The organism is Kitasatospora sp. NPDC002543, from assembly GCF_053594915.1.
Map to the genome: position 1 here is coordinate 15,477 of NZ_JBSFWR010000031.1, position 25,327 is coordinate 40,803.

The 25,327-nt window shown below is 72.7% G+C and carries 18 protein-coding genes and 1 rRNA gene; 15 read left to right on the forward strand and 4 right to left on the reverse strand.

The annotated features are described in order from the left end of the window. Positions 1 to 63 precede the first annotated feature (63 nt). The 6 genes from ACWD4P_RS15715 to ACWD4P_RS15740 all read left to right on the forward strand — a co-directional run bounded on the left by ACWD4P_RS15715 (position 64) and on the right by ACWD4P_RS15740 (position 5,598). A complete protein-coding gene (locus ACWD4P_RS15715; protein ID WP_449779966.1) occupies positions 64 to 1,443 on the forward strand; it encodes an efflux RND transporter periplasmic adaptor subunit in 1,380 nt (459 codons plus the stop codon). 8 nt (positions 1,444 to 1,451) lie between these two features. Next, on the forward strand, positions 1,452 to 2,279 hold the full coding sequence (locus tag ACWD4P_RS15720; RefSeq protein WP_449779967.1) for an ABC transporter ATP-binding protein: 828 nt from the start codon (positions 1,452 to 1,454) through the stop codon (positions 2,277 to 2,279). Beyond that, the gene (locus tag ACWD4P_RS15725) at positions 2,276 to 3,487 is read left to right on the forward strand and encodes an ABC transporter permease (protein ID WP_359823711.1); all 1,212 of its coding nucleotides are present in this window, start codon (positions 2,276 to 2,278) and stop codon (positions 3,485 to 3,487) included. The genes ACWD4P_RS15720 and ACWD4P_RS15725 overlap by 4 nt, the downstream gene beginning before the upstream one ends. A gap of 10 nt (positions 3,488 to 3,497) precedes the next feature. Next, positions 3,498 to 4,130 (forward strand): hypothetical protein, encoded by a 633-nt coding sequence (locus ACWD4P_RS15730; protein WP_449779968.1) that lies wholly within the window; start codon positions 3,498 to 3,500, stop codon positions 4,128 to 4,130. A 413-nt stretch (positions 4,131 to 4,543) separates the two neighbouring features. After that, complete coding sequence (locus ACWD4P_RS15735) at positions 4,544 to 5,074, forward strand: RICIN domain-containing protein (protein WP_449779969.1); 531 nt, start codon at positions 4,544 to 4,546, stop codon at positions 5,072 to 5,074. Positions 5,075 to 5,196: 122 nt separating this feature from the next. Further along, positions 5,197 to 5,598 carry a hypothetical protein gene (locus ACWD4P_RS15740; protein ID WP_359823719.1) on the forward strand — a complete coding sequence of 134 codons (402 nt, stop codon included), beginning with the start codon at positions 5,197 to 5,199 and terminating at the stop codon, positions 5,596 to 5,598. 162 nt (positions 5,599 to 5,760) lie between these two features. On the opposite strand, the gene ACWD4P_RS15745 is transcribed toward ACWD4P_RS15740, so the two are convergent. Further along, positions 5,761 to 7,983 carry a transglycosylase domain-containing protein gene (locus tag ACWD4P_RS15745; protein WP_449779970.1) on the reverse strand — a complete coding sequence of 741 codons (2,223 nt, stop codon included), beginning with the start codon at positions 7,981 to 7,983 and terminating at the stop codon, positions 5,761 to 5,763. A 551-nt stretch (positions 7,984 to 8,534) separates the two neighbouring features. Beyond that, positions 8,535 to 9,119, reverse strand: coding sequence for a YceI family protein (locus ACWD4P_RS15750; RefSeq protein ID WP_359830712.1), 585 nt, complete (start codon positions 9,117 to 9,119; stop codon positions 8,535 to 8,537). A 204-nt stretch (positions 9,120 to 9,323) separates the two neighbouring features. Between ACWD4P_RS15750 and aspS the strand changes: the two genes are divergently transcribed. Continuing rightward, positions 9,324 to 10,631, forward strand: coding sequence for an aspartate--tRNA(Asn) ligase (gene aspS, locus ACWD4P_RS15755; protein ID WP_449779971.1), 1,308 nt, complete (start codon positions 9,324 to 9,326; stop codon positions 10,629 to 10,631). 167 nt (positions 10,632 to 10,798) lie between these two features. Here the strand turns inward: aspS and ACWD4P_RS15760 are convergent, their stop codons facing one another. Both ACWD4P_RS15760 and rrf read right to left on the reverse strand, forming a co-directional pair. Further along, a complete protein-coding gene (locus ACWD4P_RS15760) occupies positions 10,799 to 11,512 on the reverse strand; it encodes an IclR family transcriptional regulator (RefSeq protein ID WP_030246527.1) in 714 nt (237 codons plus the stop codon). 220 nt (positions 11,513 to 11,732) lie between these two features. After that, positions 11,733 to 11,849, reverse strand: a 5S ribosomal RNA gene (rrf, locus tag ACWD4P_RS15765). Positions 11,850 to 12,267: 418 nt separating this feature from the next. Between rrf and ACWD4P_RS15770 the strand changes: the two genes are divergently transcribed. From ACWD4P_RS15770 to ACWD4P_RS15805, 8 genes are all read left to right on the forward strand, one after another. Further along, a complete protein-coding gene (locus ACWD4P_RS15770) occupies positions 12,268 to 13,056 on the forward strand; it encodes a response regulator transcription factor (protein WP_449779972.1) in 789 nt (262 codons plus the stop codon). 13 nt (positions 13,057 to 13,069) lie between these two features. Further along, entirely contained in the window at positions 13,070 to 14,569 is a 1,500-nt protein-coding gene (locus ACWD4P_RS15775; RefSeq protein WP_449779973.1) for a sensor histidine kinase, read from the forward strand. A 213-nt stretch (positions 14,570 to 14,782) separates the two neighbouring features. After that, the gene (locus ACWD4P_RS15780; protein WP_359827223.1) at positions 14,783 to 15,394 is read left to right on the forward strand and encodes a Uma2 family endonuclease; all 612 of its coding nucleotides are present in this window, start codon (positions 14,783 to 14,785) and stop codon (positions 15,392 to 15,394) included. Continuing rightward, positions 15,387 to 16,775: an oxygenase MpaB family protein gene (locus tag ACWD4P_RS15785; RefSeq protein WP_449779974.1), complete on the forward strand. Its 1,389-nt coding sequence runs from the start codon at positions 15,387 to 15,389 to the stop codon at positions 16,773 to 16,775. The genes ACWD4P_RS15780 and ACWD4P_RS15785 overlap by 8 nt, the downstream gene beginning before the upstream one ends. Positions 16,776 to 17,168: 393 nt before the next feature. Further along, a complete protein-coding gene (locus ACWD4P_RS15790) occupies positions 17,169 to 18,731 on the forward strand; it encodes a cytochrome ubiquinol oxidase subunit I (protein WP_449779975.1) in 1,563 nt (520 codons plus the stop codon). A 34-nt stretch (positions 18,732 to 18,765) separates the two neighbouring features. Further along, positions 18,766 to 19,791: a cytochrome d ubiquinol oxidase subunit II gene (cydB, locus tag ACWD4P_RS15795; protein ID WP_449779976.1), complete on the forward strand. Its 1,026-nt coding sequence runs from the start codon at positions 18,766 to 18,768 to the stop codon at positions 19,789 to 19,791. Positions 19,792 to 19,795: 4 nt separating this feature from the next. Beyond that, the gene (gene cydD, locus ACWD4P_RS15800; RefSeq protein ID WP_449779977.1) at positions 19,796 to 23,281 is read left to right on the forward strand and encodes a thiol reductant ABC exporter subunit CydD; all 3,486 of its coding nucleotides are present in this window, start codon (positions 19,796 to 19,798) and stop codon (positions 23,279 to 23,281) included. Between the two features lie 162 nt (positions 23,282 to 23,443). Then, complete coding sequence (locus ACWD4P_RS15805) at positions 23,444 to 25,258, forward strand: GAF domain-containing sensor histidine kinase (protein ID WP_449779978.1); 1,815 nt, start codon at positions 23,444 to 23,446, stop codon at positions 25,256 to 25,258. Positions 25,259 to 25,327 lie beyond the last annotated feature (69 nt).

Here is a 25,327-nt window from a genome sequence, read left to right on the forward strand (position 1 = left end):
CGGTCAGGCTTCTCCCAGCCGCCGCCCAGGGCAGCGCAAGAGCCCGCCGGGAAGCTGTCCGGCATGAAGGTGCTCCCACGGCGGCGAGGCGCCGTCCTCGTCAACTCCGCGCTCGGCGTGGCCCTGCTGGGCGGTGCGGCCCTGGTGTACGCCACGGTCAGCGGCAGTTCCGGCCAGGCCTCCGCCAAGCCCGTGGCCCGTACCGCGACGGTGTCCAAGGGCACCGTCCTGGCCACCGTGTCCGGAACCGGCACCCTGGTCTCACCGACCGACGCCGCCCAGGACTTCACCACCGGCGGCCGGCTCACCGAGGTCAAGGTCGCGGTCGGGGACGCCGTGAAGAAGGGCCAGGTGCTCGCCACCGTCGACACCACGGCGGCCCAGCAGCAGGTGGACACGGCCCAGGCGGCCCTCACCACGGCCCAGGCCAACCTCACCAAGGCCCAGGCCGGGGTCACCACCACGACCACCGAGCCGCTGCCGGGCGCCACCTCCGCCGCCTCTCCCGGCGCCGGGGCCGGCAGCGCGGGTGGCGGACGCGGGGCGGGCGGGAGCAGTACGCCCGCCCCGCAGACCACCACCATCACCACCACCAAGGTCGACGACGCGGCCGTGGCCCAGGCCCAGCAGCAGGTCACCACCGCGCAGACCAACCTGGCCAACGCCCGGGCGGCGCTGGCCGGGACGACCCTGACCGCTTCGGTGGACGGCACCGTCGCCTCGGTCTCCGGCAAGCCGGGCGACACCGTCGGGGCCACCGCGAGCGGCACCGCCGCCACCAAGTCCAGCGGCACCGGCGCGAGTTCGACGGCCGCCCCGAGCGGCTTCATCGTGCTCACCAACCCGACCGGAATGCAGGTCACCGCCAACTTCTCCGAACTCGACTCGCTCAAGCTGAAGAAGGGCGAGGCGGCCACCGTCACCCTGAACGCCCAGTCCGACACCAAGCTCAACGCCACCGTGCTGTCCGTCAGTCCGCTGCCCAGCAGCAGCGGCTCCGGCGGCTCGGCCGGCTCCGCCGCCGTCCAGTACGCGGCCACGCTGCAGCTGAACGGCGACACCAGCACGCTGCGCACCGGCCTCAGCGCCACCGTCCAGGTGATCACCGGCGAGGCGGACAACGCGCTGTCGCTGCCCACCTCCGCCCTCTCGGGCACCGGCACCTCGCGCACCGCGACCCTGGTGCAGCCGGACGGCGCCTCCGAGCGGGTCACCGTCGGGGTCGGGGTCGAGGGCGACAGCACGGTGCAGGTGGTCTCCGGACTGAAGGAGGGCGACAAGGTCGAACTCCCCACCACCAGCGGCGGGAACGGCTTCCCGAACGCCTCCTTCCCGGGCCTCGGGGGCAACCGGGGCTCCGGCGGCGGCAGCGGGGTCTTCCCGGGTGGTGGCGGGGGCGCCGGCGGTGCCGGTGGCGGGGCCGGTCGCGGCGGCAGGGGCTGAGACCGGTCATGCGTCACGTCATCGACAAGCGCGTCCCGGCGCACCCCGTTCCGGTGATCCGGATCCGCCGGCTCACCAAGGCGTACGGGCACGGCGACGCCACCGTCCACGCGCTGCGCGGCCCGTCCGATCCCGGGAGCGGCGAGCCGCGGGGCGTCGACCTGGACATCGAACAGGGCGACTACGTCGCCGTGATGGGCAGTTCCGGCTCCGGCAAGTCCACCCTGATGAACATCCTCGGCTGCCTGGACGTCCCGACCTCCGGCCGCTACCTGCTGGACGGCACCGACGTCGGCCACCTCGACGAGCAGCAGCTCGCCCTGGTCCGCAACCGCAAGATCGGCTTCGTCTTCCAGTCCTTCAACCTGGTGCCCCGCACCACCGCCCTCGCCCAGGTCGAGCTGCCGCTCGCCTACGCGGGCGTCCGCGCCGCCGAGCGGCGCCGCCGGGCGATGGCCGCGCTGTCCCTCGTCGGGCTGGCCGAGCGGGCCGGGCACAAGCCCAACGAGCTCTCCGGCGGCCAGCAGCAGCGCGTCGCGGTGGCCCGGGCGCTGGTGACGGCGCCCGCGATGCTGCTCGCCGACGAGCCGACCGGCAACCTCGACAGCCGCTCGACGGAGGAGGTGCTGGCCCTGATCGACGGGCTCAACGCCATCGGCCGCACGGTCGTGCTGATCACCCACGAGGACGAGGTCGCGCGGCACGCCAAGCGGGTGCTGCGGCTGGTGGACGGTCAGATCGTGAGCGATCTGCGGCAGGCCCCGGTGGAGGGGCCGCCGCCCTTCCTGGACACGGCCGACGCGGAACTCGCGCCGGGCGCGGAGGTGCCGGCGTGATCCTCTGGCAGACGCTCCGCTTCGCGGTCGGCGGCCTGGCCGCCAACAAGGTGCGCTCGGCGCTCACCATGCTCGGGGTGCTGATCGGCGTGGCCTCGGTGATCCTGCTGCTGGCGGTCGGCAACGGCTCGTCGGCGGCGGTCAAGGAGTCGATCACCTCGCTCGGCACCAACGCGCTGACGGTCAGCTCCGGTTCGGCCAGTGGCGGCTCCCGGGCCACCTCCTCGGTGAAGAAGCTCACGGTCGCCGACGCCAAGGCGCTGGCGAGCGACTCCTCGACCGGGGCGATCAAGTCCGTCGCCCCGGTGGTCACCACCAGCGGGACGGCGCTCTACGGGAACATCTCGTACAGCCCCGGCTCGATCGTCGGCACCTACCCGTCGTACTTCGAGACCTCCAACCAGAAGGTCGCGCACGGCGAGTACTTCACCGATGACGACGTGCTCGCCTCGCGCAAGGTCGCGGTGCTCGGCGCGACGACGGCCAAGCAGCTGTTCGACACCGAGGACCCGGTCGGCAGGTCCGTGGTGCTGGGCGGCACGCCGTTCACCGTGGTCGGCGTGCTCCAGGCCAAGGGCGGCAGCGGCTTCACCGACCCGGACGACGTGGTGATCGCCCCGCTGCCGACGGTGCAGAACGCCTTCACCGGCTTCGGCTCCGTCAACCAGATCCTGGTCCAGGCCTCGTCCGCGGACAGCACCACGGCGGCCCAGTCCGAGATCACCCGCGTGCTGCTCGGCACGCACGCCATCGCCGACCCGGCCAAGGCGGACTTCCGGATCACCAGCCAGTCCTCGCTGCTCACGGCGAGGGAGAGCACCACCAGGACCTTCACCGTGCTGCTCGGCGCGGTGGCGGCGATCTCGCTGCTGGTCGGCGGGATCGGGATCACCAACATCATGCTGGTGACGGTCACCGAGCGGACGCGGGAGATCGGCATCCGCAAGGCGCTCGGCGCACCGCGCGCGGTGATCCTGGGGCAGTTCCTCACCGAGTCGACGCTGCTGTCGGTGATCGGCGCGGGGTTGGGCGTGGCGGCCGGGATCGCCGGCTCGCACTTCAGCATCGTCGGCATCAAGCCGGTGGTGATCCCCGAATCGGTGCTCGGCGCGTTCGCCGTCGCCGTCGCCATCGGGCTGTTCTTCGGCAGCTACCCCGCCAACCGGGCCGCCTCGCTGCGGCCGATCGACGCCCTCCGGCACGAGTAGGACCCACTCCATGAGCAAAGAGATCGCCACGGTCGAGGCCGCTACCCCGGCCGAGCAGGTCGCCCTGCTCGCCACCCCGCCGGACGCGCGGGACGTGAGCGCCGAACTCGCCGCGCCGCCCCGGCGGAAGCTGCCCTGGCTCAGCCTGGTGCTGGCGGGCGGCGTGATCGCCACCGGCGCGTTCGCGGGCGGGGTCTGGTTCCAGCAGAACCACGGGTCGCCGGGGAGCGGGAAGTCCTCCGCCGCCCGGCCGACCGCGGCCTCGGGCCCGAGCGGCTACGGGCAGAGCGGCTCCGGCCGCCGGGGCCAGGGCCAGGCCGGCCAGGGCCAGCAGGGGCAGGGCGGGCAGGCCGGCTTCGCGCGGGGCACCGTCAAGGCCGTCGACGGCACCACCGTCTACCTGACCGACAGCAACGGCAACACCATCAAGGTCACCACCGGCGACGCGACGAAGGTCCAGCTCAACAAGGAGGGCAAGGTCGCCGACCTCCAGCCCGGTCAGAGCGTGACCGTCGTCGGCACCCCCGACGCCAACGGTGGCTACACCGCCGGCCAGCTCGTCGAAGGCGCTGCCGGCTCCGGTGGCGGTTTCGGTGGCGGCGGCGCCGGTGGCGGCACCCCCAGGAGCTCGTCCAACGGCTGACCCGGAGCCGTCGGACGACCACGAGGCCCCCGCCCCTTCCCTGGGCGGGGGCCTTCGCACGTGCGGAGGAGGGATCCCGGGAGTCCGTCCGGTCGGTCGGGAAGGACACGGGAACCGTGTGCGCGTGACCCCGTCCGGCGGGAGTCGAGCCGCTCGGGCCCGAACGCCGACTGCCGTGGGGCCCGTGCTTCCCGCGCCGCGATCGAGCGTGGTGGGTCCGGCCGCCACCGACGCCGGGCGATCCGCGGCGTCCGGCCCGGAGCCGTTGGGGCATCCAGGTTGTTTGTTGACGATCCAATGCCCCGGCAGGGCCGTGGGCGGACCGCGCGTTGCTACGTTTCCACCGGACAGGAGGACCTGCCCGCATCGGCGCCCGTGAGCACGGGCACGGGGAACGTCCGAGGAGAAGTCACGTGAGCATCAGCAGGAGGATCGGCGCGGTCGCGGTGGCAGCGGTGCTCTCGGGTGCGGCGGTCGGTACCGCTTCCGCGGCGGGCGACGACGCGCCGGCGGCGTCGCTGCCTGTCGTGGCCTTCCAGGCGAAGGCCCAGGACGAAATGTACGACACCAACCTCGCCCACCCCGACGACACCGCGGTCACGACTCAGACTCCGGAGCTGGGCGCGAAGTCCCAGGACTGGCGGTTCAAGAGGGTCGGAGAGAGCCATGAAGGGACCGGGATCTACACGATCGAGGCGGCCGACGACACCGGCAGGTGCATCAAGAGCGACGGGGTGAGGCGGCCCGTGCTCCTGGAGGAGTGCAACGACGGGAACATCGCGCAGCGCTGGTACGTGGACACCGGCCTGGAGCACACCACGATCGTGAGCGAGAAGAACAAGAACGCGGCCCTGGCGGCAGAGGGGGCCGGGCAGGTCGTCAAGCCTGTCGAGACCTTCGGCAAGCCCGGCATCAATCAGCTCTGGACCTTCATCTACTTCTAGGACACGCCCGGTGTTCCCGGGTGGGTGGGTCTGGACCCACCTCTTCGTGGGGCTGGGGCCATACCGGGCCGTCCGCGCGCTCCGTAGCGTCGTTGCCACAACGACACGGAGGGGAAAGAACCATGGCGACCACGACCCACCAGGACGGCTTCACCGCGGTGAAGAAGTGCATCGTGCTCTTCGGGGCGGGCGGCGCCGTCGTCCTCGGCACGGTCGCCGCCGTGGCGGCCACCGGCCACCCGACGACCCCGTTCATGTGGATCCGCGGGGTGATCTTCCTGGCGCTGGCGCCCTTCCTCCACCGCAAGGCCTCCGACGCGGCGGGCGGCTCCCGGCAGGCCTTCGACCGCCTCCGCACGCTCTCGACCGTTCTGCCGATCGCCATCGTCGCGGTCGACGGGATCCCCGGCCTCTGCCCGCTCTGGTACGCCGTCCTCCAGGGCCTCTCCGCCCTCGCCCTGGCCGCGGTCGCGGTCCTCACCCGCACCTCCGCCCTGGCCGGTTCCTTCTCCGAGGCGGGCTGAACCCCACCGACTCGGCGCAGGAGGTCGGCCGTTCCGACCTCCTGCGCCGGACGCCCTCCCCGGCGGCCCCGCGCACGACGCCCGGTGGCCCGGCCGACGGAGCGGGAACGCCCCGCCGAGCGGCTGCTCGGCGGGGCGTCGTGGTACGAGGGGCGTGCGCGGTCAGGGCTGCTGCTCCGGGTCGGGCGCACCGGCGCCGGCGGGGGAGCCCGCGGTGGTGGAGGGGCCGGTGGCGCCCCCGGTGGCGTTCGGGTTGGGCCTGGGGGCCGGGTCCGGGATGTCGGCCATCGGCAGGGACTGCTTGGGCGTTCCGCGCAGGGCCTGGTTCATGGCGTCGCGCCAGATCGGGCCGGGGCCGTCGGCGCCGAACACCTCGGTGTGGTACTTCCCGTTGTAGGTGAAGTTGCGCATCTCGACGCCGCCGTTGGGGCCGCCGAGCCAGACCGCGGTGGCGAGCTGCGGGGTGTAGCCGTTGAACCAGGCGGCCCGCTTGCGGTCCGAGGTGCCGGTCTTGCCGGCGATCTGGCGGTTGTCCTCCAGGTTGAGCGCCGCGCCGGTGCCGTTGTTCTCGGTCACGCCGTTCAGGACGGTGTTCAGCGCCCGGGCCGTCTTCTCGGAGAACACCTGCTCGCACTGGCTCGCCGGGACGGGCACGTCCTTGCCCTCCACGGTGGTGATCCGGTTGATGGCGACCGGCGCGCAGTGGGTGCCCTGGGCGGCGAAGGTGGCGTAGACGTTGGCCATGGTCAGCGGGCTCATCTCCTCGACGCCCAGGGCCATCGCGGGGACCTCCTCCAGGGGTTTGCCGCTGGCCTTGGCGTTGATGCCGAGCTTGTTGGCCATCTGCTTGACCGCGCAGAGGCCGATCTCCTGCTCCATCTGCACGAAGTAGGTGTTGACCGAGAGGGCCATCGCCATCTTCAGCTGGTACGGGCCCTTCTCGCTCGCGGACTCGTTGGGCACCACGGCCTTGGGCCTGGTGTCGTTCTTCCAGGTGCCTTCGCAGGTCTTCATCGTCGGGTACTCGAGCTTGTTCGGGGACGAGTACTCCTGGGTCGCCGGCAGCCCCGCCTCCAGGGCGGCGGCCGCGACGACCGGCTTGAAGGTGGAGCCGGGCTGGAAGCCGTTGCCGCCGCCCATCGCCGCGTCGACGTTCAGGTTGACGACGGTCTGGTTCTGGTTGGTGTCCAGGCCGTACGGGCGGGTCTGGGCCATGGCGAGGATCTTGCCGGTGCCGGGCTCGACCATGGAGGCGGCGGCGGAGATGCTGTCCGTGACCCGCACGTTGGAGCTCACCGCGTTCTGGGCGGCGGCCTGCTTGTCCGGGTCCAGGGTGGTGTAGATGTTCAGGCCGCCCTGGTTCCAGAACTTCTTGCGCTCGGCGGAGTCCTGGCCGAAGACCGGGTCCTGCTTGACCACGTGGCGCACGTAGTCGCAGAAGAAGCCCATGCCGGCCTGGGCGGTGATGCAGCCGTTCTGCGGGGCCTTGAAGTTGAGGCCGAGCGGGGCGGCCTTCGCCTCCTGCGCCTGCTCCGCGGTGATGTGCTTGTTCTCCAGCATCTTGTCGATGACGGTGTCGCGGCGGTTCTGCGCGGCCTGCGGGTGCTGCTTCGGGTCGTACTGGGACGGGTTCTGCACCAGCCCGGCGAGCATCGCGGCCTCGGCGACGGTCAGGTCCTTGTTGCTCTTGCTGAAGTAGCGCTGGGAGGCGGCCTCCACCCCGTAGGCGCCGTTCCCGTAGTACGTGATGTTGAGGTAGTTGGTGAGGATCTGCTCCTTCGGCAGTTCCTCCTCCAGCTTGATGGCGACCTTGAGTTCCTGGATCTTGCGGCCCAGGGTCTTGCGCTGGGCCTCCAGGACCGCGTCGCGGTCGTCGCCGGCCTGCTCCACGTTGACGTTCTTCACGTACTGCTGGGTGAGCGTGGACGCGCCCTGGGAGGCGGTGCCGCTCTCCGCGTTCTTGCTGATCGCGCGCAGGACGCCCTTGAGGTCGACGGCGCCGTGCTCGTAGAAGCGGGCGTCCTCGATGTCCACCTGGGCCTGCCGCATGAACGGTGACATCTGTTCGGCCGTGATGACGGTGCGGTCGCGCTCGTAGACCTTGGCGATCAGGCCGCCCTTGGCGTCGAAGATCTGGGTGGCCTGGGTGAGCGGCGGGGTCTTGAAGTCGGAGGGGACGTCCGCGAATCCCTCCGCGGTGCCCTTGGCCGTCAGCCCGATGCCGCCGGCCACGGGCAGGGCGAGGCCCGCCAGCAGCACGCCGGACACGACGCTCACCCCCAGGAAGGTCGCACCGAAGCGGGCCAGCCGGAGCGGCGCCCTGCGGGGCGGCTGGGGGTCCGCGTCCTCGGAGGAACTCCATATCGGGGGGAGGTTCGATTCCATTCCAGGATGCTAACCCTCGGGAGTCGCCGCTCGAACGATTTTTCGCGCCCGGTTGTCACGGCTGTGCAACAGGCCGGGGCTGACTCCGGCGGGGGTGAATCGCATACGCACCATATGAATGCGGGAGGCTCGGTGGTCCGTGTGCGATGCGGCCCGCCGGCGTGCGGCTCCCCCTCCTTCCCGGGCCCTGCCCTCTCTTGGATGCCCGGAGTGGGTCGGAAGGTTGCACACCTCGACGCGGGCCGGGCGGGAGGCGGTGGGCCCGGTTCGACGGGGGTGGTTGTCAGGGGCGCGGCATCCCGCTGGTGGGCGGGCGGGGGTGGCGGTCCGGTGGGTGTGGTGATCCTCGGGAGGGAAGGCGATCGAATAGCCGGGAATTGACCGTCCGGGCGCTCTCCGAATGGGCGGTGGTAACGGAGGTGGCCGGATCGACGTGAAGGAATGTCCCAAGGTTGTCAGGAAATAAGCTTTATTGGCTGGGCGCCCTGCCGTACCGGGGCGACCAGCCGTTTCACGAGCGACGGGGCCCGTGGCCCGGCCCGGGGGCCGGTTCAGGCGGCACGGGCGGCGCTGTCGGGAGCGGTCTCCAGGACCGCCTCCACGTCGACCGTGACGTCCACCAGATTGCTGACCACCGTGCCGCCCCGGTCCACCACGTCGTTCCAACTCACCCCGAAGTCCTGCCGGTTGATGCGGGTGCTCGCGGTGAACCCGGCGCGCCGCCGGGGTCCCAGGTCGCGCCCGTCCTCCCACCACGGGGTGTCCCACTGCCCGAGGTAGCTCACGTCGAAGGTGACCGGGCGGGTCACGCCGCGGATGGTGAGCTGCCCGGTCACCTCGAAGCCGCTCGCGCTCACCTGGTGGACCTGCGAGCCGACGAACTTCCAGGTCGGGTGGTGCTCGACGTCGAAGAAGTCGGCGCTGCGCAGGTGGGCGTCCCGCTCGGGCGAACCGGTGTACACCTGGGTCGCGTCGATGGTCGCCTCGACCCGGGCCCGCTCCGGAGTGTCGGGGTCGACCTCCAGGAAGCCTTGCACGTTCTTCAACTGGCCGCGCACGTAGGTGACCATCATGTGCCGGGCGCGGAACTCCGCACCGGTGTGGCTGGGCTCGAAGAACCATTTCGTGGTGGCCATGGCGACTCCGTGAGGTGGTGGCCGGTGCTGCCCGCGAACCCCCTCCAGCCAGCGTAGGGCGAACCCGGACCGGCGGCACCGCGACGGAAAACCGGGCGACTCCCCCGGGCGTGATCCCCTACGGTGAACACGCCCAGGGCGGCCGTTTACCGCCCGTCGACGTGGCGCGACCAACGCGCCCGCACACCCGGGGAGTTCCCTGTCATGACGCGCACCCTCGCCGCCGAGCTGCATTCCCACCTGGAGGAGACGGTCACCGTCCACGGGTGGGTCGACACGCTCCGGCTCCAGCGGCGCATCCAGTTCGTACTGGTCCGGGACCACACCGGTCTCGTGCAGGTCACCCACTTCCGCGGTGGGGAGGGCGACGCCGTCGAGGCCGCCTTCGAGGGCGTGACGGTCGAGTCCGCCGTGAAGATCACCGGCAGGGTCGTCGCCAACCCGCAGGTGAAGCTGGGCGGTCTGGAGATCGTCCCCACCCGCGTGGAGGTCGTCTCACCCGCCGAACCGAAACTGCCGATCGACGAGCGGACCGGCATCGACCAGCGCCTGGACTGGCGGTTCCTCGACATCCGGCGCCCCTCCCAGCACCTGGTCTTCGACGTCCAGACGACCGTCGAGCGCGCGATGCGCGAGGTGGCGGCCGAGGAGGGCTTCACCGAGCTGCACACGCCCAAGCTGATGGGGACGGCCTCCGAGTCGGGCGCCGAGGTGTTCGAGGTCGGCTACTTCGACCGCACCGCCTATCTGGCCCAATCCCCGCAGTTCTACAAGCAGATGGCCATCGCCGGCGGCATCGACCGGGTCTTCGAGGTCGGGCCGGTGTTCCGGGCCGAGCCGTCCTTCACCTCGCGGCACGCCACCGAGTTCACCGGGGTGGACGTCGAGATCGCCTGGACCGACGGGGCCGAGGACGTGATGGCCTTCGAGGAGCGGATGCTGCACCGCGTCCTGGCCGCGGTGGCCGAGCGCCACGGCGCGGCGATCGCCGAGCACTTCGGCACCCCGGTGACGGTTCCCGGACTGCCGTTCCCCAGGATCACGATGGCGGACGCGCTGGCCCGGCTCCGCGCCACCGGCTGGGACCGGGAGGGCGTCAAGGAGGACCTCGACCCCGAGGGCGAGCGCGCGCTGTGCGGCCTGATCGCCGAGGAGACGGGGCACGAGTTCGTCTTCGTCACCCGGTTCCCGTCCGCGGTGCGGCCCTTCTACCACCTGCGGCCGGAGGACGACCCGAGCGTCACCGACTCCTTCGACCTGCTGTGGAAGGGCGTGGAGATCACCACCGGCGCCCAGCGGGAGCACCGGTACGACCGCCTCGTCGCCCAGGCCCGGGAGAAGGGCATGGACACCGGGCCGCTCACCGGGTACCTCGACTGCTTCCGCTACGGCACCCCGCCGCACGGCGGCTTCGGACTCGGGCTCGGCCGGCTGCTCATGCTGGCCCTCGGCCTGCCGTCGATCCGCGAGGCGACCTTCCTCTTCCGGGGGCCGCACCGCCTCGAACCGTAGAACCGCGGAACCGTAGAACCGGGAAATGGCGGGCGGAACACGAAAGGGCCGCGTCCGAGGAGATCCGTCCTCGGACGCGGCCCTTTCGGCGTCTTTCGGCGTCTGTCGGTGCCGTCCGGTGCCGTCCGGTGCCGTCCCGGTGCCTTCCGGCCTCCGGCCGTGTTCCGTCAGCTGCGACGGAGGGCCTCGGTGAGCCGGTTCGCGGCTTCGATGATGGCCTGGGCGTGCAGGCGGCCCGGGTGGCGGGTCAGCCGCTCGATGGGGCCGGAGACGGAGACGGCGGCCACCACGCGGTTGGACGGTCCGCGGACGGGGGCGGAGACGGACGCGACGCCCGGCTCCCGCTCGCCGATGGACTGGGCCCAGCCGCGGCGGCGGACGCCGCTGAGCGCGGTGGCGGTGAAGCGGGCGCCCTGGAGGCCTCGGTGGAGGCGCTCGGGCTCTTCCCAGGCGAGGAGCACCTGGGCGGCGGAGCCGGCCTTCATCGGCAGGGTGCTGCCGACGGGGACGGTGTCGCGCAGGCCGGAGAGTCGTTCGGCGGCGGCGACGCAGATGCGCATTTCGCCCTGTCGGCGGTAGAGCTGCGCGCTTTCCCCGGTGACGTCGCGCAGATGGGTGAGGACCGGGCCCGCGGTGGCGAGCAGTCGGTCCTCGCCGGCGGCGGCGGAGAGTTCGGACAGGCGGGGGCCGAGGATGAAGCGGCCCTGCATGTCACGGGTGACCAGGCGGTGGTGTTCGAGTGCGACGGCGAGTCTGTGGGCGGTGGGGCGCGCCAGACCGGTGGCGGCGACCAGCCCCGCCAGTGTGGCGGGGCCCGACTCCAGTGCGCTGAGCACCAGAGCGGCCTTGTCGAGAACGCCGACGCCGCTAGTGTTGTCCATACCATGATATTGCAGTCTCAGTTGGCGAGACGCAAGTCTGTTTCGGTGTCCGCCATCCTCTCAGATGTGCGCAAAGCGGCTCTTCCGGGACCTGACGTCTCGCATGCCGGACGGGACGGGGGCGGGCCGCGCCGCGGAAGTCCGGCGGGAGCGAAATGGCCGGAGAAATGAAAAAAGCCCCTGCCGTGTCACTGTCGGACACGGCAGGGGCCTGAGAAGAATTCGGCGGCGTCCTACTCTCCCACAGGGTCCCCCCTGCAGTACCATCGGCGCTGAAAGGCTTAGCTTCCGGGTTCGGAATGGAGCCGGGCGTTTCCCTCTCGCTATGACCACCGAAATGATCGGGCCGGGCAATTGCTCGAAAGCATTGCCTTCGCCTCGTTGTCAATCATAGCAGGGGGAAATGCGGAGGGATTCGCGGGTCCGGCCCGGCGGCTCCCCGGCGGTACCCCGGCAGCGCCTCCGGAGACGCCCCGGGGGGGTGCGGTCGAGGCGACGCCGCGACGCTGTCGAGGTGCGGCCGGGGCACGGCGCGGCCCGGGGAGGTGCCCCCGGCCCGGGCGGAGGGGCGGAGGGGTGGCCGGTCCGGACCGGAGCCGGCGAGCCCGTGCGCACACCACCGAACCCCGCCCCTGTGCGCCGATCGCCCAAAAACCGACCGATAAGGTGTTAATCCAACATTCATCCATGCCGCATAGCCTCCGGGGGCTAGCCTCATGCTGAACGTCATCGTCCGACCGGGAGGCGAAAGCCCCGTGCAAGGCACTGTCACCACACCAGGCGGCCCCACGGCGGCCGGGGGCCAGGGCGAAGCGTTCCTGCTCGTCGTGGACGACGAGCCCAACATCCGCGAGCTGCTCTCCGCCTCGCTGCGCTTCTCCGGCTTCCGCGTCGCCTCCGCCGCCAGCGGCACCGAGGCGCTCGAACTGGTCGCCGTCGAACGCCCCGACCTGGTCGTGCTCGACGTGATGCTCCCCGACCTCGACGGCTTCACCGTCGTCGAGAAGCTGCGCGAGCGCACCAGCCGCGGCCAGATAGCCGGGCCGGCCCACGGACACCCCGGCGACCACCTGCCGGTGCTCTTCCTCACCGCCAAGGACGGCGTCGGCGACAAGGTGCAGGGCCTGGCCGCCGGCGCGGACGACTACGTCACCAAGCCGTTCAGCCTGGAGGAGCTGATCGCCCGGATCCGCGCCATCCTGCGCCGGGCCGGCGGCCCCGCCGAGGACGGCCGGCTGATCGTCGCCGACCTCAGCCTCGACCCGGTCGCCCACGAGGTCACCCGGGGCGGCACCGCGGTCTCGCTCTCCCCGACCGAGTTCAAGCTGCTGCACTACCTGATGGCCAACGTCGGGCGGGTGGTCTCCAAGTCGCAGATCCTCGACCACGTCTGGGCCTACGACTTCGGCGGGGACCTCTCCATCGTCGAGTCGTACATCTCCTACCTGCGCCGCAAGCTCGACTCCGGCCCGGCGCACGGCCCCAAGCTGATCCACACCGTGCGCGGCATCGGCTACGTCCTGCGCCGCCCCCCGCAGGGCTGACCGGACCCCGCCCGTGTTCGCCCGGTTCTCCTCCCGGCTGTCGCTGCGCGCCCGCCTGCTGGTGCTCGCGCTCGTGCTGGTCACCACCGGGCTCGCGGTCAGCGACGCCTTCGTGCTCGGCACCGTACGGGCCCAGCTGGTGCAGCAGCTGGACGAGCAGCTCCAGCGGTACGGACTGCCGCTCTCCCGCAAGCCCCCGAGCCAGCTGACCGCGCAGGCCGGCGGCCGGCCCGCGGTCGCCGGCCGGCGGGTCAGCCTGCCCAGCCAGTACCTGGTGCAGTACCTCTCCTCGGACGGCAAGGTCCAGGCGGTGATGCGCCAACCGGTCTCGGACAGCGACCCGGCGCCCCAGCTGGCCGGACTCGACCCGACCAGGACCGCCCCCGACGTCCCCTTCGACCTGCCCGACCAGCGCGGCCACCACAGCTGGCGGGTGCTGGTGCTGCCGCTCCAGCCGCCCCGCGGGCAGGCCGTCGGCCCCAGCGCGTACGCCGCGCCGGAGGTCACGCCGACCCACGTCATGGTGGCGGTCTCCCGGGAGGACATCGACGCCACCCTCGGCAAGCTGAACACCTCCTTCCTGGCCATCGGCGGCGGCGTCCTGCTGCTGATCGCCGCGCTCGGCTTCTTCGCGGTGCGGGCCGGGCTGCGGCCGCTGCGCCGGATCGAGGAGGGCGCCGAGCGGATCGCGGCCGGCGAGCTGTCGCACCGGATGCCGGAGCTCTCCCCGGGCACCGAGGTCGGCCGGCTGTCGGTCGCGCTCAACGGGATGCTCACCCAGATCGAGGCGGCCTTCGCGGCCCGCGCCGAGTCCGAGGCCCGGATGCGGCGCTTCGTCGCCGACGCCTCGCACGAACTGCGCACCCCGCTGGCCGGAATCCGCGGCTTCGCCGAGCTGTACCGGATGGGCGCGCTGCCCACCGAGGACGACGTCACGCGGACCATGACCCGGATCGAGAGCGAGGCCGACCGGATGGGCGCCCTGGTCGAGGACCTGCTGGTGCTCGCCCGCCTCGACGAGGAGCGCCCGCTCGACCTCGCCCCGATGGACCTGCGCACCCTCGCTGCCGACGCCCTGCACGACCTCACCGCCCTCGACCCGAGCCGCCCGGTCGCGCTCACCGGCCCGGCCGGCACCGGTGCGCCCGGCGCCGCGCCCGTCGTCGGCGACGAGGCGCGGCTGCGGCAGGTGGTCACCAACCTGGTCGGCAACGCGGTCAAGCACACCCCCGCCGGCACCCCGGTCCGGATCGGGGTGGGCGCCGGGCCCGGCGGCGTCTGCCTGCTGGAGGTCGCCGACTCCGGCCCGGGCCTCACCGAGGAGCAGGCCCAGCGGGTCTTCGACCGGTTCTTCCGGGTCGACGCCTCCCGCAGCCGCGACAACGGGGGCGGCGCAGGCCTCGGCCTCGCCATCGCCACCGCCCTCACCCGCGCCCACGGCGGCACCCTCACCCTGCACACCGCCCCGGGCGAGGGCGCCACCTTCCGCGTCGAACTCCCCCGCCAGCGCTGACCGGACGCCCGCGAGTCCGAACGCCGCGCTCCCGCACCACGGGACAGGCCCGGCCGGTCCCACGGTTCCGGCGTTCCCGGCCCCGAAACTCCTCGATCGAGTGAACCCGCCGCCGTTCACCCGGTCGGCCCCCCGGTCGTGTGCGACCGTGCTGCCGTTGCTTGTGCGGGCTCGCACGGGCTGATCACACTGGACGGGAAGTGGGGTGTCTCAATGAGCGCGCTCGTCGCCGAGAGGACCGTCGTGAACCTGGACCAGTTGCTGTGGCAGGCGTGGAAGTCCATGGATGTGCCCGAGGGCTTCCGAGCGGAGATCATCGAGGGGACGATCACGTTGTCACCCACCGGCAGCAGCCGCCATTTCGATGTCAACAACCGGGTTCTCGAAGGTCTGTTCGTGCAGTTGCGCGGCAGTGAATGGCGGCCGGGGAACGACTGCAACGTCATCGACGGGCTCAAAGTGCTCATCCCCGACGTGTTCGTCGCTCAGCGGGAGATCGAGGAGATCGAGCACCCGGAGGGAAAGGGCCTGGTTGCTTCCGGTGTTCTCCTCGTCGTCGAGACCGTCTCTCCCGGCGCCGAGAACCGCCGCCGCGATCACGTCCTGAAGCGGCGTGCCTACGCGGCCGCCGGCATCCCGGTGTACGTGATCATCGACGACCACGACGACGGCGGTGCCGTCACCGTCCTCACCGAACCCGATGCCGAACGCCGTGAGTACGGCTCCTCCACCCGCGTCCCCTACGGCAAGGAGGCCGTGATCCCCGAGGGCCCCGCCAAGGGGTTCGTGATCGGGCCCGACATCACCGGCGAGCGCCGTGGCTGACGGGCCGGCCTCGTTCAAGCGGGACCTGTCGGAGTGGCGGATCATGCTGGTCGCGTGGCGGCTGCTGATCCTGCAGGCGGCGGACCCGATGGTGTCGGCGGGGATGGTCGAGCACTCGACGTACCGGGCGCACCCGTGGCGGCGGGTGGAGCACACCCTGGGCAGCGGGCGGCGGCTGTTCTACCAGGACGCGGAGACGCTGCGCCGGGAGATCGCGCGGCTGGAGCGGGCGCACAAGCGGATCCGGGGGACGGGCCCCGACGGGGAGCCGTACGACGCCGCGGACGCGGCGACCAGGGCGTGGGTGCTGCTGACGCTCTTCGAGTGCGTGGCCGCGATGCGCCGGCTGGGCGGGGACGGGTACGGCGCGGGGGAGTCGGCGTCGGCGTACGCGGAGTTCCGCGAGGCGGTCGCCGCCTTCGGGCTTCCCGAGGGCGAGATCCCGGCCACGGTGGGGGAGTTGCCGGCCTACTTCGCCCGGTACGCGCGGGAGCGGCTGGAGTTCACCGAGGCGGCGCGCTACCTGCTGGACGACCTGCTGCGCGAGGCGCCGCGGCCGCGCCGGCTCGGGTTCCTCGGCGACACGGGCTGGCGGCTGCTGCGGCTGGTGGTCGCCCGGGCGGTCCGCGAGCTGACGGTGGCGGACCTGCCGCCGGTGGTGCTGGAGCGGTTCGGGCTGGTCCGCACCCGGCGGGGCGCGCTGCTGTCCGCCGTGCTGCACCGCGGCGCCGGCGCGGTCGTCCCCCGACTGCCGGACCGGCTGCGCTACCGCTCCCCGGAGCCGTCCGGGCCGAAGCGCCGGGGGCCGGAGCGCCGCGGACCGGAGCGCTGCGGACCGGAGCGGGACGGCCGCGCGCCCCGGCTGGACCGTTTCTTCCGCGAGGTGCTGGACCAGACCGGCGACGGCTTCGTCACGGTGCACGACCTGCGGGCGATGGCGCACAACGTGTGCTGGCGGCTGGAGCTGGACGAGGCCGGTGAGGCCCGGGTGTACGAGGCCTTCGACAGCTGGTGGGAGCAGCTGCGCACGGTGATGGACGCCGACGGCGACGGGAGGGTCGGTCAGGAGGAGTTCGTGGCGGCCACCCTGGCCGGCTGCGACCGGGACGAGGCCTACCTGGAGCGGGGGCTGCTGCCGGCGCTGCGGGCGGTGTTCGCCGCGGCCGACACGGACGGCAGCGGCTTCCTGGAGTTCAACGAGTACCGCGCCGTGTTCGGCGGGCCGAGGACGCACCCGGCGGAGCTGTCGCACGGCTTCCGCCGGCTGGACGCCGACGGGGACGGTCGGATCACCCGGGAGGAGTTCCTCGAGGGCTTCACCGGGTTCTTCACGGCCCGCGCCGGTTCCGCCCCGGGCACCGAGCTGCTCGGCCGGGCGTAGCGCGCCCCGCGGCCCGCCCGGGAGGAGGCGCGGCAGGGCCGTGCCGGGGCCGCGTCCTAGCACGTGGGCGCGGTCGGTGCGACCGGCCCGCGAGCCTGTCAAGCGCCGGTTCGGCCAACAACTTCCGGCCACCCGCCCGGTCGTTCGTTGCTCCGGCCCGCGGTCGGTCCGCAGACTGTGCGGACCGCGCCGCGGGCCGTGACGCACCCCACAGACCGTCCACCCCACCCCACCTGCAGTTCCCCCGTAAGGATGGTGGATACTGCTCCTTGTGAACGTGTTCACGTTCACAAGCGGACAAGCTTGCGTGGTTGAGCAACGGTCTACGGCTATAGATGAAGTTTGTCCGGAAGATGCCCGTCATCACGCGGGCAGGTTGGGAGAGAGGGCGACGTGGAACTGGCAATCGCTCACGAGACCATCGCGCGATGGCAATTCGGCATCACCACCGTCTACCACTTCCTCTTCGTCCCGCTCACGATCAGCCTGGCCGCGATCGTGGCCGGTCTGGAGACCGCCTGGGTGCGGACGAACAAGGAGAAGTACTTCCACGCGACCAAGTTCTGGGGAAAGCTCTTCCTCATCAACATCGCGATGGGCGTGGTCACCGGCATCGTCCAGGAGTTCCAGTTCGGCATGAACTGGTCCGACTACTCCCGCTTCGTCGGTGACGTCTTCGGCGCCCCGCTCGCGATGGAGGCGCTGATCGCCTTCTTCTTCGAGTCCACCTTCATCGGGCTGTGGATCTTCGGCTGGGACAAGCTGCCGAGGAAGATCCACGCCGCCTGCATGTGGATGGTGGCGCTGGGCACCGTGCTCTCGGGCTACTTCATCCTGGCCGCCAACTCCTGGATGCAGCACCCGGTCGGCTACGCGATCGACCCGGTCACCGGCAAGGCCCAACTGACCGACGTCGTACGGGTGCTGTTCCAGAACACCACCCTGGTGGTGGTCTTCCACACCCTGACCGCCGCGTTCCTCACCGGTGCGGCCTTCGTCGTCGGCATCGCCTCCTTCCACCTCTGGAAGGCCAAGCGGCTGCTTGAAAAGAGCGGAGGGGCGGAGACCGCCGACCCGAAGAAGACCGCCGCGATGCGCACCTCGCTGCGGCTCGGCCTGGTGCTCGCGGTGATCTTCGGCGCCGGCACCGCGCTCAGCGGCGACACCCTGGGCAAGGTCATGTTCGAGCAGCAGCCGATGAAGATGGCCGCCGCCGAGGCGCTCTGGGAGACCCAGGCGCCGGCGCCGTTCTCGGTGTTCGCCGTCGGTGACGTCAGCAAGGGCCACAACTCGGTCGCCCTGGAGATCCCCGGGATACTGTCCTTCCTCGCCCACAACGACTTCAGCTCGTCCGTCCCCGGCATCAACGACACCGCCGCCGCCGAAGCCGCCCAGCACGGCGGCGACCCCAAGGACTACATCCCGAGCATCTTCGTCACCTACTGGGGCTTCCGCCTCATGATCGGCTTCGGGATGACCTCCTTCGTGGCCGGCCTGATCGGCCTCTGGACCACCCGGAAGAAGCTCTTCCTGCACCCCGAGTTCCGCACCGGCGAGACCGAGGTGCCCCGGCTGATGCTCACCCCCAGGCGCGAGCTGGGGCCGCAGCTGACCAAGTGGAGCTGGCGGATCGGCATCCTGACCATGGGCTTCCCGCTGATCGCCAACAGCTTCGGCTGGATCTTCACCGAGATGGGCCGTCAGCCCTGGGCCGTCTTCGGCCTGATGACCACGGCCAGCGCGGTCTCCCCCAACGTCGGCGTCGGCACCCAGATCGGGGCGCTGGCGACCTTCACCACGCTGTACGCGATCCTGGCGGTCATCGAGGTCCGGCTGCTGGTCAAGTACGCCAAGGCCGGCCCGGTGGTCACCGAGCAGCCGCCCACCAAGGACCCGTCCCTGCGCGGACCGTCCTCGGACGAGGACGCCGACAAGCCGCTCGCCTTCGCCTACTGAGGCGCCGGGACCACTGGGGAACTGAGGATCTGACATGCAACTCCACGACGTCTGGTTCGTGCTGATCGCGGTCCTGTGGATCGGCTACTTCTTCCTGGAGGGCTTCGACTTCGGGATCGGCGTGCTGCTCAAGCCGCTGGCCCGGAACACCGCCGAGCGGCGGGTGCTGATCAACACCATCGGCCCGGTCTGGGACGGCAACGAGGTCTGGCTGCTGACCGCCGGAGGCGCCACCTTCGCGGCCTTCCCGGACTGGTACGCGACGCTCTTCAGCGGCTTCTACATCCCGCTGCTGGTCATCCTGGTCTGCCTGATCATCCGCGGCGTGGCCTTCGAGTACCGGCACAAGCGCGACGGCGAGCGCTGGCAGCGGAACTGGGAGGAGGCCCTCTTCTGGACCTCCCTCCTGCCGGCCTTCCTGTGGGGCGTGGCCTTCGCCAACATCGTGCGCGGCGTGGACATCGACGCGCAGAAGAACTACACCGGCACCCTCTGGGACCTGCTCAACCCGTACGCGCTGCTCGGCGGCCTGGTGACGCTCGCCCTGTTCACCTTCCACGGCTCGGTGTTCGCCGTGCTCAAGACGGTCGGCGGGATCCGGGAGCGGGCCCGCCGGGCCGCGCTGCTGTCCGGGCTGGCGACCGCCGTGCTGGCGCTGGTCTTCCTGGTCCGGACCCAGGCCGACCACGGCAACGGCCGCAGCCTCGCCGCGATGGTCGTCGCGGTGGCCGCCCTGCTCGGCGCGCTGGCGGCGAACCAGCTGCGCCGCGAGGGCTGGGCGTTCTCGCTCTCCGGGCTGACCATCGTGGCCGCGGTCGGGATGCTCTTCCTGGCGCTCTTCCCGGACGTCATGCCCTCCACCCTCGACCCGGAGTGGAGCCTGACCGTCAGCAACGCGGCGTCCTCGCCGTACACGCTGAAGGTGATGACCATCGTGGCGGCGATCTTCACCCCGCTGGTGATGCTCTACCAGGGCTGGACCTACTGGGTGTTCCGCAAGCGGATCGGCGTCCAGCACATCCCCGGGCACGACCCGGCCGCCCAGCTCGACCAGGCCTGACGCCGTGAAGCCGGTCGACCCCCGACTCCTCGGGTACGCCCGCACCACCAGGGCCTTCCTCGCCGGATCCGTGCTGCTCGGCGCGGTCGGCGCGGCCCTGGTGGTCGCCCAGGCGAGTCTGATCGCCGAGATCGTCGTCCGCGCCTTCCAGCGCGGGGCGACGCTCGGCGAACTGACCGCGCCACTGCTGCTGCTCGCCCTGACGGCGGTCGGGCGCGGGCTGGTCGGCTGGCTCACCGAGCTCACCGCGCACCGCTCCGTCGCCCGGGTGAAGTCCACCCTGCGGCGCCGGCTGCTCGACCACGCCACCGCGCTCGGCCCGTCCTACCTGGCGGGCCGGCGCACCGGCGAACTCACCACCCTCGCCACCCGCGGCATCGACGCGCTGGACGACTACTTCGCCCGCTACCTGCCGCAGTTGGCTCTGGCCGTGGTCGTCCCGGTGATCGTATTGCTGCGGATCGTCGGCGCCGACTTCACCTCGGCCGCGGTCATCGCCGGGACGCTGCCGCTGATCCCGCTGTTCATGGTGCTGATCGGGATGGCCACCCAGTCCCGGATGGACCGGCAGTGGAACACCCTGGCCCGGCTCTCCCACCACTTCCTCGACGTGGTCGCGGGGCTGCCCACCCTCAAGGTGTTCAACCGGGCCCGCACCCAGGCCGCCACGATCGCCCGGATCACCGCCGACTACCGCCGGGCCACCCTGCGCACCCTGCGGATCGCCTTCGTCTCCTCCTTCACCCTGGAGCTGCTCTCCACGCTGTCCGTCGCGCTGGTCGCCGTCACCGTCGGCTTCCGGCTGGTGGACGGCACGCTCGACCTGGATACCGGGCTGCTGATCCTGGTGCTCGCCCCCGAGGTGTACTTCCCGATCCGCCAGGTCGGCGCGCTCTACCACTCCAGCGTCGAGGGACTGACCGCCGCCGACGAGCTGTTCCAGGTGCTGGAGACCCCGCTGCCCGCCGCCGGCACCGTCCCGGCGCCCGACCTCGCGGGTGCCGTGATCACCGCCGAGGGCCTGGTCGTCCGGCACCCCGGGCGCACCGAGCCCGCGCTGGACGGCGCCGGGCTGACCCTGCACCCGGGCTCCGGCACGGCGCTCACCGGCCCCAGCGGCGCCGGGAAGTCCACCCTGCTGGCCGTCCTGCTGGGCCTCACCGCCCCCGACGAGGGCACCGTCCGGATCACCGCCGCCGACGGCCGCCGGTACGACCTGGCCGAGCTGGACCCGGGGAGCTGGCGGCGGCAGATCGCCTGGGTGCCCCAGCACCCCCACCTCTTCGCCGGGACGGTCGCCGAGAACCTGCGGCTCTACCGGCCGGAGGCCACCGACGAGCAGCTGTGGACGGCGCTGCGGGCCGCGCACGCGCTCGACTTCGTGACCGACCTGGCGGCCGTCCTGGGGGAGGACGGCGCCGGGCTCTCCGCCGGACAGCGCCAGCGCCTCGCCCTGGCCCGGGTGCTGCTCGCCGAGGACCGGCCGCTGGTGCTGCTGGACGAGCCGACCGCCAACCTGGACGGCGCCTCCGAGGCGGCCGTGGTGGACGCCGTCCGGGCGCTCACCGGGGACCCGGCGCGCACCGTGCTGGTGGTCGCGCACCGGCCGGCCCTGCTGGCCGCCGCCGACCGGCGGGTACGGCTGGCGGGACCGCCCGCCCTCCCGGCCGCCGAACCGGTCGCCCCGCTCGCCCACAGCGGCAGGCCCACCCCGGCCCCCGCCGCGGCCGAGGAGCCCGGCGCCGAGGGCGGCACCACCCCCAGGCTGGCGCTCGCGATCCTGCTCGGGGCGCTCGCCCTGGGCTGCGCCGTCGCGCTGATGGCCACCTCCGGCTACCTGATCTCCCGGGCCTCCCAGATGCCGCCGGTGCTCTACCTGATGATGGCGGTCACGTCCGTCCGGGCCTTCGGCATCGGCCGCAGCGTCTTCCGCTACGCCGAGCGGCTGGTCTCGCACGACGCGGTGCTGCGCACCCTCGGCACCCTGCGGGCCGCCGTGTACCGCCGGCTGAGCGCGCTCGCCCCGGCCGGACTGCCCGCCTTCCGCCGCGGCGACCTGCTCTCCCGGCTGGTCGCCGACGTGGACGCGGTCCAGGACCACTACCTGCGCTGGCGGCTGCCGGCCGCGGTGGCCGGGCTGGTCGCGCTGGCCTCGACGGCGGCGATGGCCGCCTTCCTGCCGGCCGCCGGGCTGGTGCTCGGCCTCGGGCTGCTGCTCGCGGGCGCGCTGGTGCCCGCGCTGGCCGCCCGCTGGTCGGCCGGGGCGGAGCGGCGCCAGGCGCCGGCGCGCGGGCGGCTGGCCACCACCGTGGTGGACGCCCTCACCGGTACGGCCGAGCTCACCGTGGCCGGTGCGCTGCCCGGCCGGCTGGCCGCGGTCCGCGCGGCCGACACCGCGCTGACCCGGCTGGCCGCCCGCTCGGCCGCCACCACGGCGCTCGGCACCGGTCTGATCGCCCTGCTCACCGGACTGACCGTGACCGCCGCGGCCGCCGTCGGCGTCCAGGGCGTGCGCGACGGGGTGCTGGCGCCGGTCTGCCTGGCCGTGGTGGTGCTGACCCCGCTGGCCGCCTTCGAGGCCGTCACCGGGATGCCGCTCGCCGTCCAGGCCCGCCAGCGCAGCCGCGCCGCGCGGGCCCGGCTGGACGAGGTGCTGAACGCTCCGGAGCCGGTCACCGAGCCCGCCGAGCCGCTGGCGCTGCCCGAGCGGCCGCTGCCCGTCGCGGTGCGCGGGCTGACCGTCCGGCACCCCGGGCAGCCGGTGGACGCGCTCACCGGGGTGGACCTGGACCTCGCGGCCGGCCGCCGGATCGCCGTGGTCGGCCCGTCCGGCTCCGGCAAGACCACCCTCGCCCAGGCGCTGCTGCGCTTCCTGGAGCCGAGCGCCGGGACGGTGCGGTTCGCCGACGGAACGGCCGGGGCCGTGGACGCGAGCGCGCTGTCGGGTGAGTCCGTCCGCCGGGTGATCGGGCTCTGCGCCCAGGACGCCCACGTCTTCGACAGCTCGCTGCGGGAGAACCTGCGGCTGGCCCGCCCGGGGGCGGGGGAGGAGGAGCTGCGCGCCGCCCTGGCCGCCGCCCGGCTGCTGGAGTGGACCGAGGGACTGCCGGACGGCCTGGACACCATGGTCGGCGAGCACGGCGCCCGGCTCTCCGGCGGCCAGCGCCGGCGTCTCGCGCTCGCCCGGGCGCTGCTCGCGGACTTCCCCGTGCTGGTCCTGGACGAGCCCGCCGAGCACCTCGACCTGCCCACCGCCGACGCCCTGACCGCCGACCTGCTGGCCGCCACCGAGGGCCGCAGCACGGTGCTGATCACCCACCGGCTGGCCGGGCTGGACGACGCCACGGTGGACGAGGTGCTGGTGCTGGACGGCGGCCGGGTGGCGGAGCGGGGCCGCTGGTCGGAGCTGGTCGCCGACCCGGACGGGCGGCTGCACGCGATGTGGCGGCGGGAGCGGGAGGCGGACGGGCTGCTCGAACCGGTGGGCTGACGGCCGTACGGCGGCCGGCGGTACCGCCCGCCGGGCCGCCGTCGGGCCGTCGCGCGCCGCTGCCGGGCCGCCGTCGGGCCGCCGTCGCGCCGGGCCCGCACCGGCCTCGCGCGTCCGTCGCGCCGTCCTTCGTCTGAAAAGCGTACAAACTAGGCTTTCTTCATGGACCCCACGCCGGACCTCCCCGAGGCCACTGCCGAGCCGACACCCCATCGGGTGCCCGAGATCGCCTCGCTCGGACTGGACACGCTGGTCACCGAGGTCGCCGAACGCCTGCAGTCGGCCGCCGCGGTCACCGACCGGATGCAGCGGCTGCTGGAGGCGGTGGTCTCCATCGGGGCCGGACTGGACCTGCACGCCACCCTGCACCGGATCGCCATGGGCGCGGCCGAGCTGGTCGACGCCCGGTACGCGGCACTCGGCGTGATCGCCCCCGGCGGCACCGGCCTGGCCGACTTCATCCACGTCGGGATCGACGACGGGACCGCCGCCGAGATCGGCGAACTGCCCGCCGGCCGGGGCATCCTCGGCGCGCTGATCGACCGCCCCGAGCCGCTGCGGCTGGCCGACCTGCGCGCTGACCCGCGCTCCTCCGGCTTCCCGCCGCACCACCCGTGCATGAGGACCTTCCTGGGCGTGCCGATCAGGGTCCGGGCGGAGGTGTTCGGCAACCTCTACCTCACCGAGAAGAAGGGCGGCGGCGCCTTCACCCCCGAGGACGAACAGGTGGTGCACGCCCTCGCCGCCGCGGCCGGCGTGGCCATCGAGAACTCCCGGCTGTACGAGGAGGGGCGGCGCCGCGAGCGCTGGATCGCCGGCGCCGCCGCCGTCGCCACCGCCCTGCTCTCCGCCGAGCAGGCCGAGAGCGCGCTGACCGTCGCGGCCGAGCAGGTCCGGGAGCTGGCGGACGCCGCGCTCGGCATGATCCTGCTGCCGACCGGCCCGGAGGGCGGCGGCGAGGGCGACGGGCAGATGCGGGTCGCGCACGCCTCCGGCGAACTGGCCGAGTACGTCCGCGGCGAACTGCTGCCCAGGGAGAGCTTCGCGGCGCGGCTGCTCGCCGGGGAGAGCGTCTACCTGGACGACATGTCCAGCGACCCGACGGTGGTGATCCGGCTCGCCCGCCGCTTCGGCCCGTCCGTGGCCGTGCCGATGGTCGCCGCCGGGCGGGTGCTCGGCGGGCTCTGCGTCTGGCGCCCCACCGGCGCGGTGCCGTTCACCGACAGCGAGAAGCAGCTCGCCGAGACCTTCGCCTCGCAGGCCGCGCTGGCCCTGCGGCTCGCCGAGGGCCAGCGCGACCAGCAGCGCCTGGCCGTCTTCCAGGACCGCGACCGGATCGCCCGCGACCTGCACGACCTGGTGATCCAGCGGCTGTTCGCCACCGGGATGATGCTGGAGAGCGCCGCCCGGCGGGCGATCGTCCCCGAGGTGAGGGTCGGCATCGGCAAGGCGGTGGACGAGCTGGACGCCACCATCCAGGAGGTCCGCACCACCATCTACGCCCTCCAGCACGACAACCACGGCGACGCTCCGGACACCCTGCGCACCCGGGTGCTGCGGGAGGCCAGCCAGGCCGCGGCCGCGCTCGGGTTCAAGCCCTCGGTGAGCTTCGTCGGGCCGGTGGAGAGCCTGGTCGGCGAGAAGACCGGCCGTCAACTGCTGGCCGCGCTGCGCGAGATGCTCTCCAACACGGCCCGGCACGCGCGGGCCTCCCGGGTCGGCGTGGAGATCGACGCGACCAGCCACCTGGACGAGGACGGGCGGCCGATGGGCGGCGACCCGGAGTCGCTGGACCGGGGCGGGCGGCCCGGTGTGCTGCTCACCGTGACCGACGACGGGGTGGGCATCCCGGCGGGCGGCCGGCGCAGCGGGCTGCTCAACCTCACCCGGCGCGCCGAGGCGCTCGGCGGCGACGCCTGGCACGAGAGCGGGCCTTACCGCAAGGGGACGATGGTGCGCTGGACCGCCCGGCTCTGACCGTTTCCGGTCGGTCCCCGACCGGTTCCCGGCTGTTCGCGGTGCGTCTGCGGGCCGGTTGCCGACCAG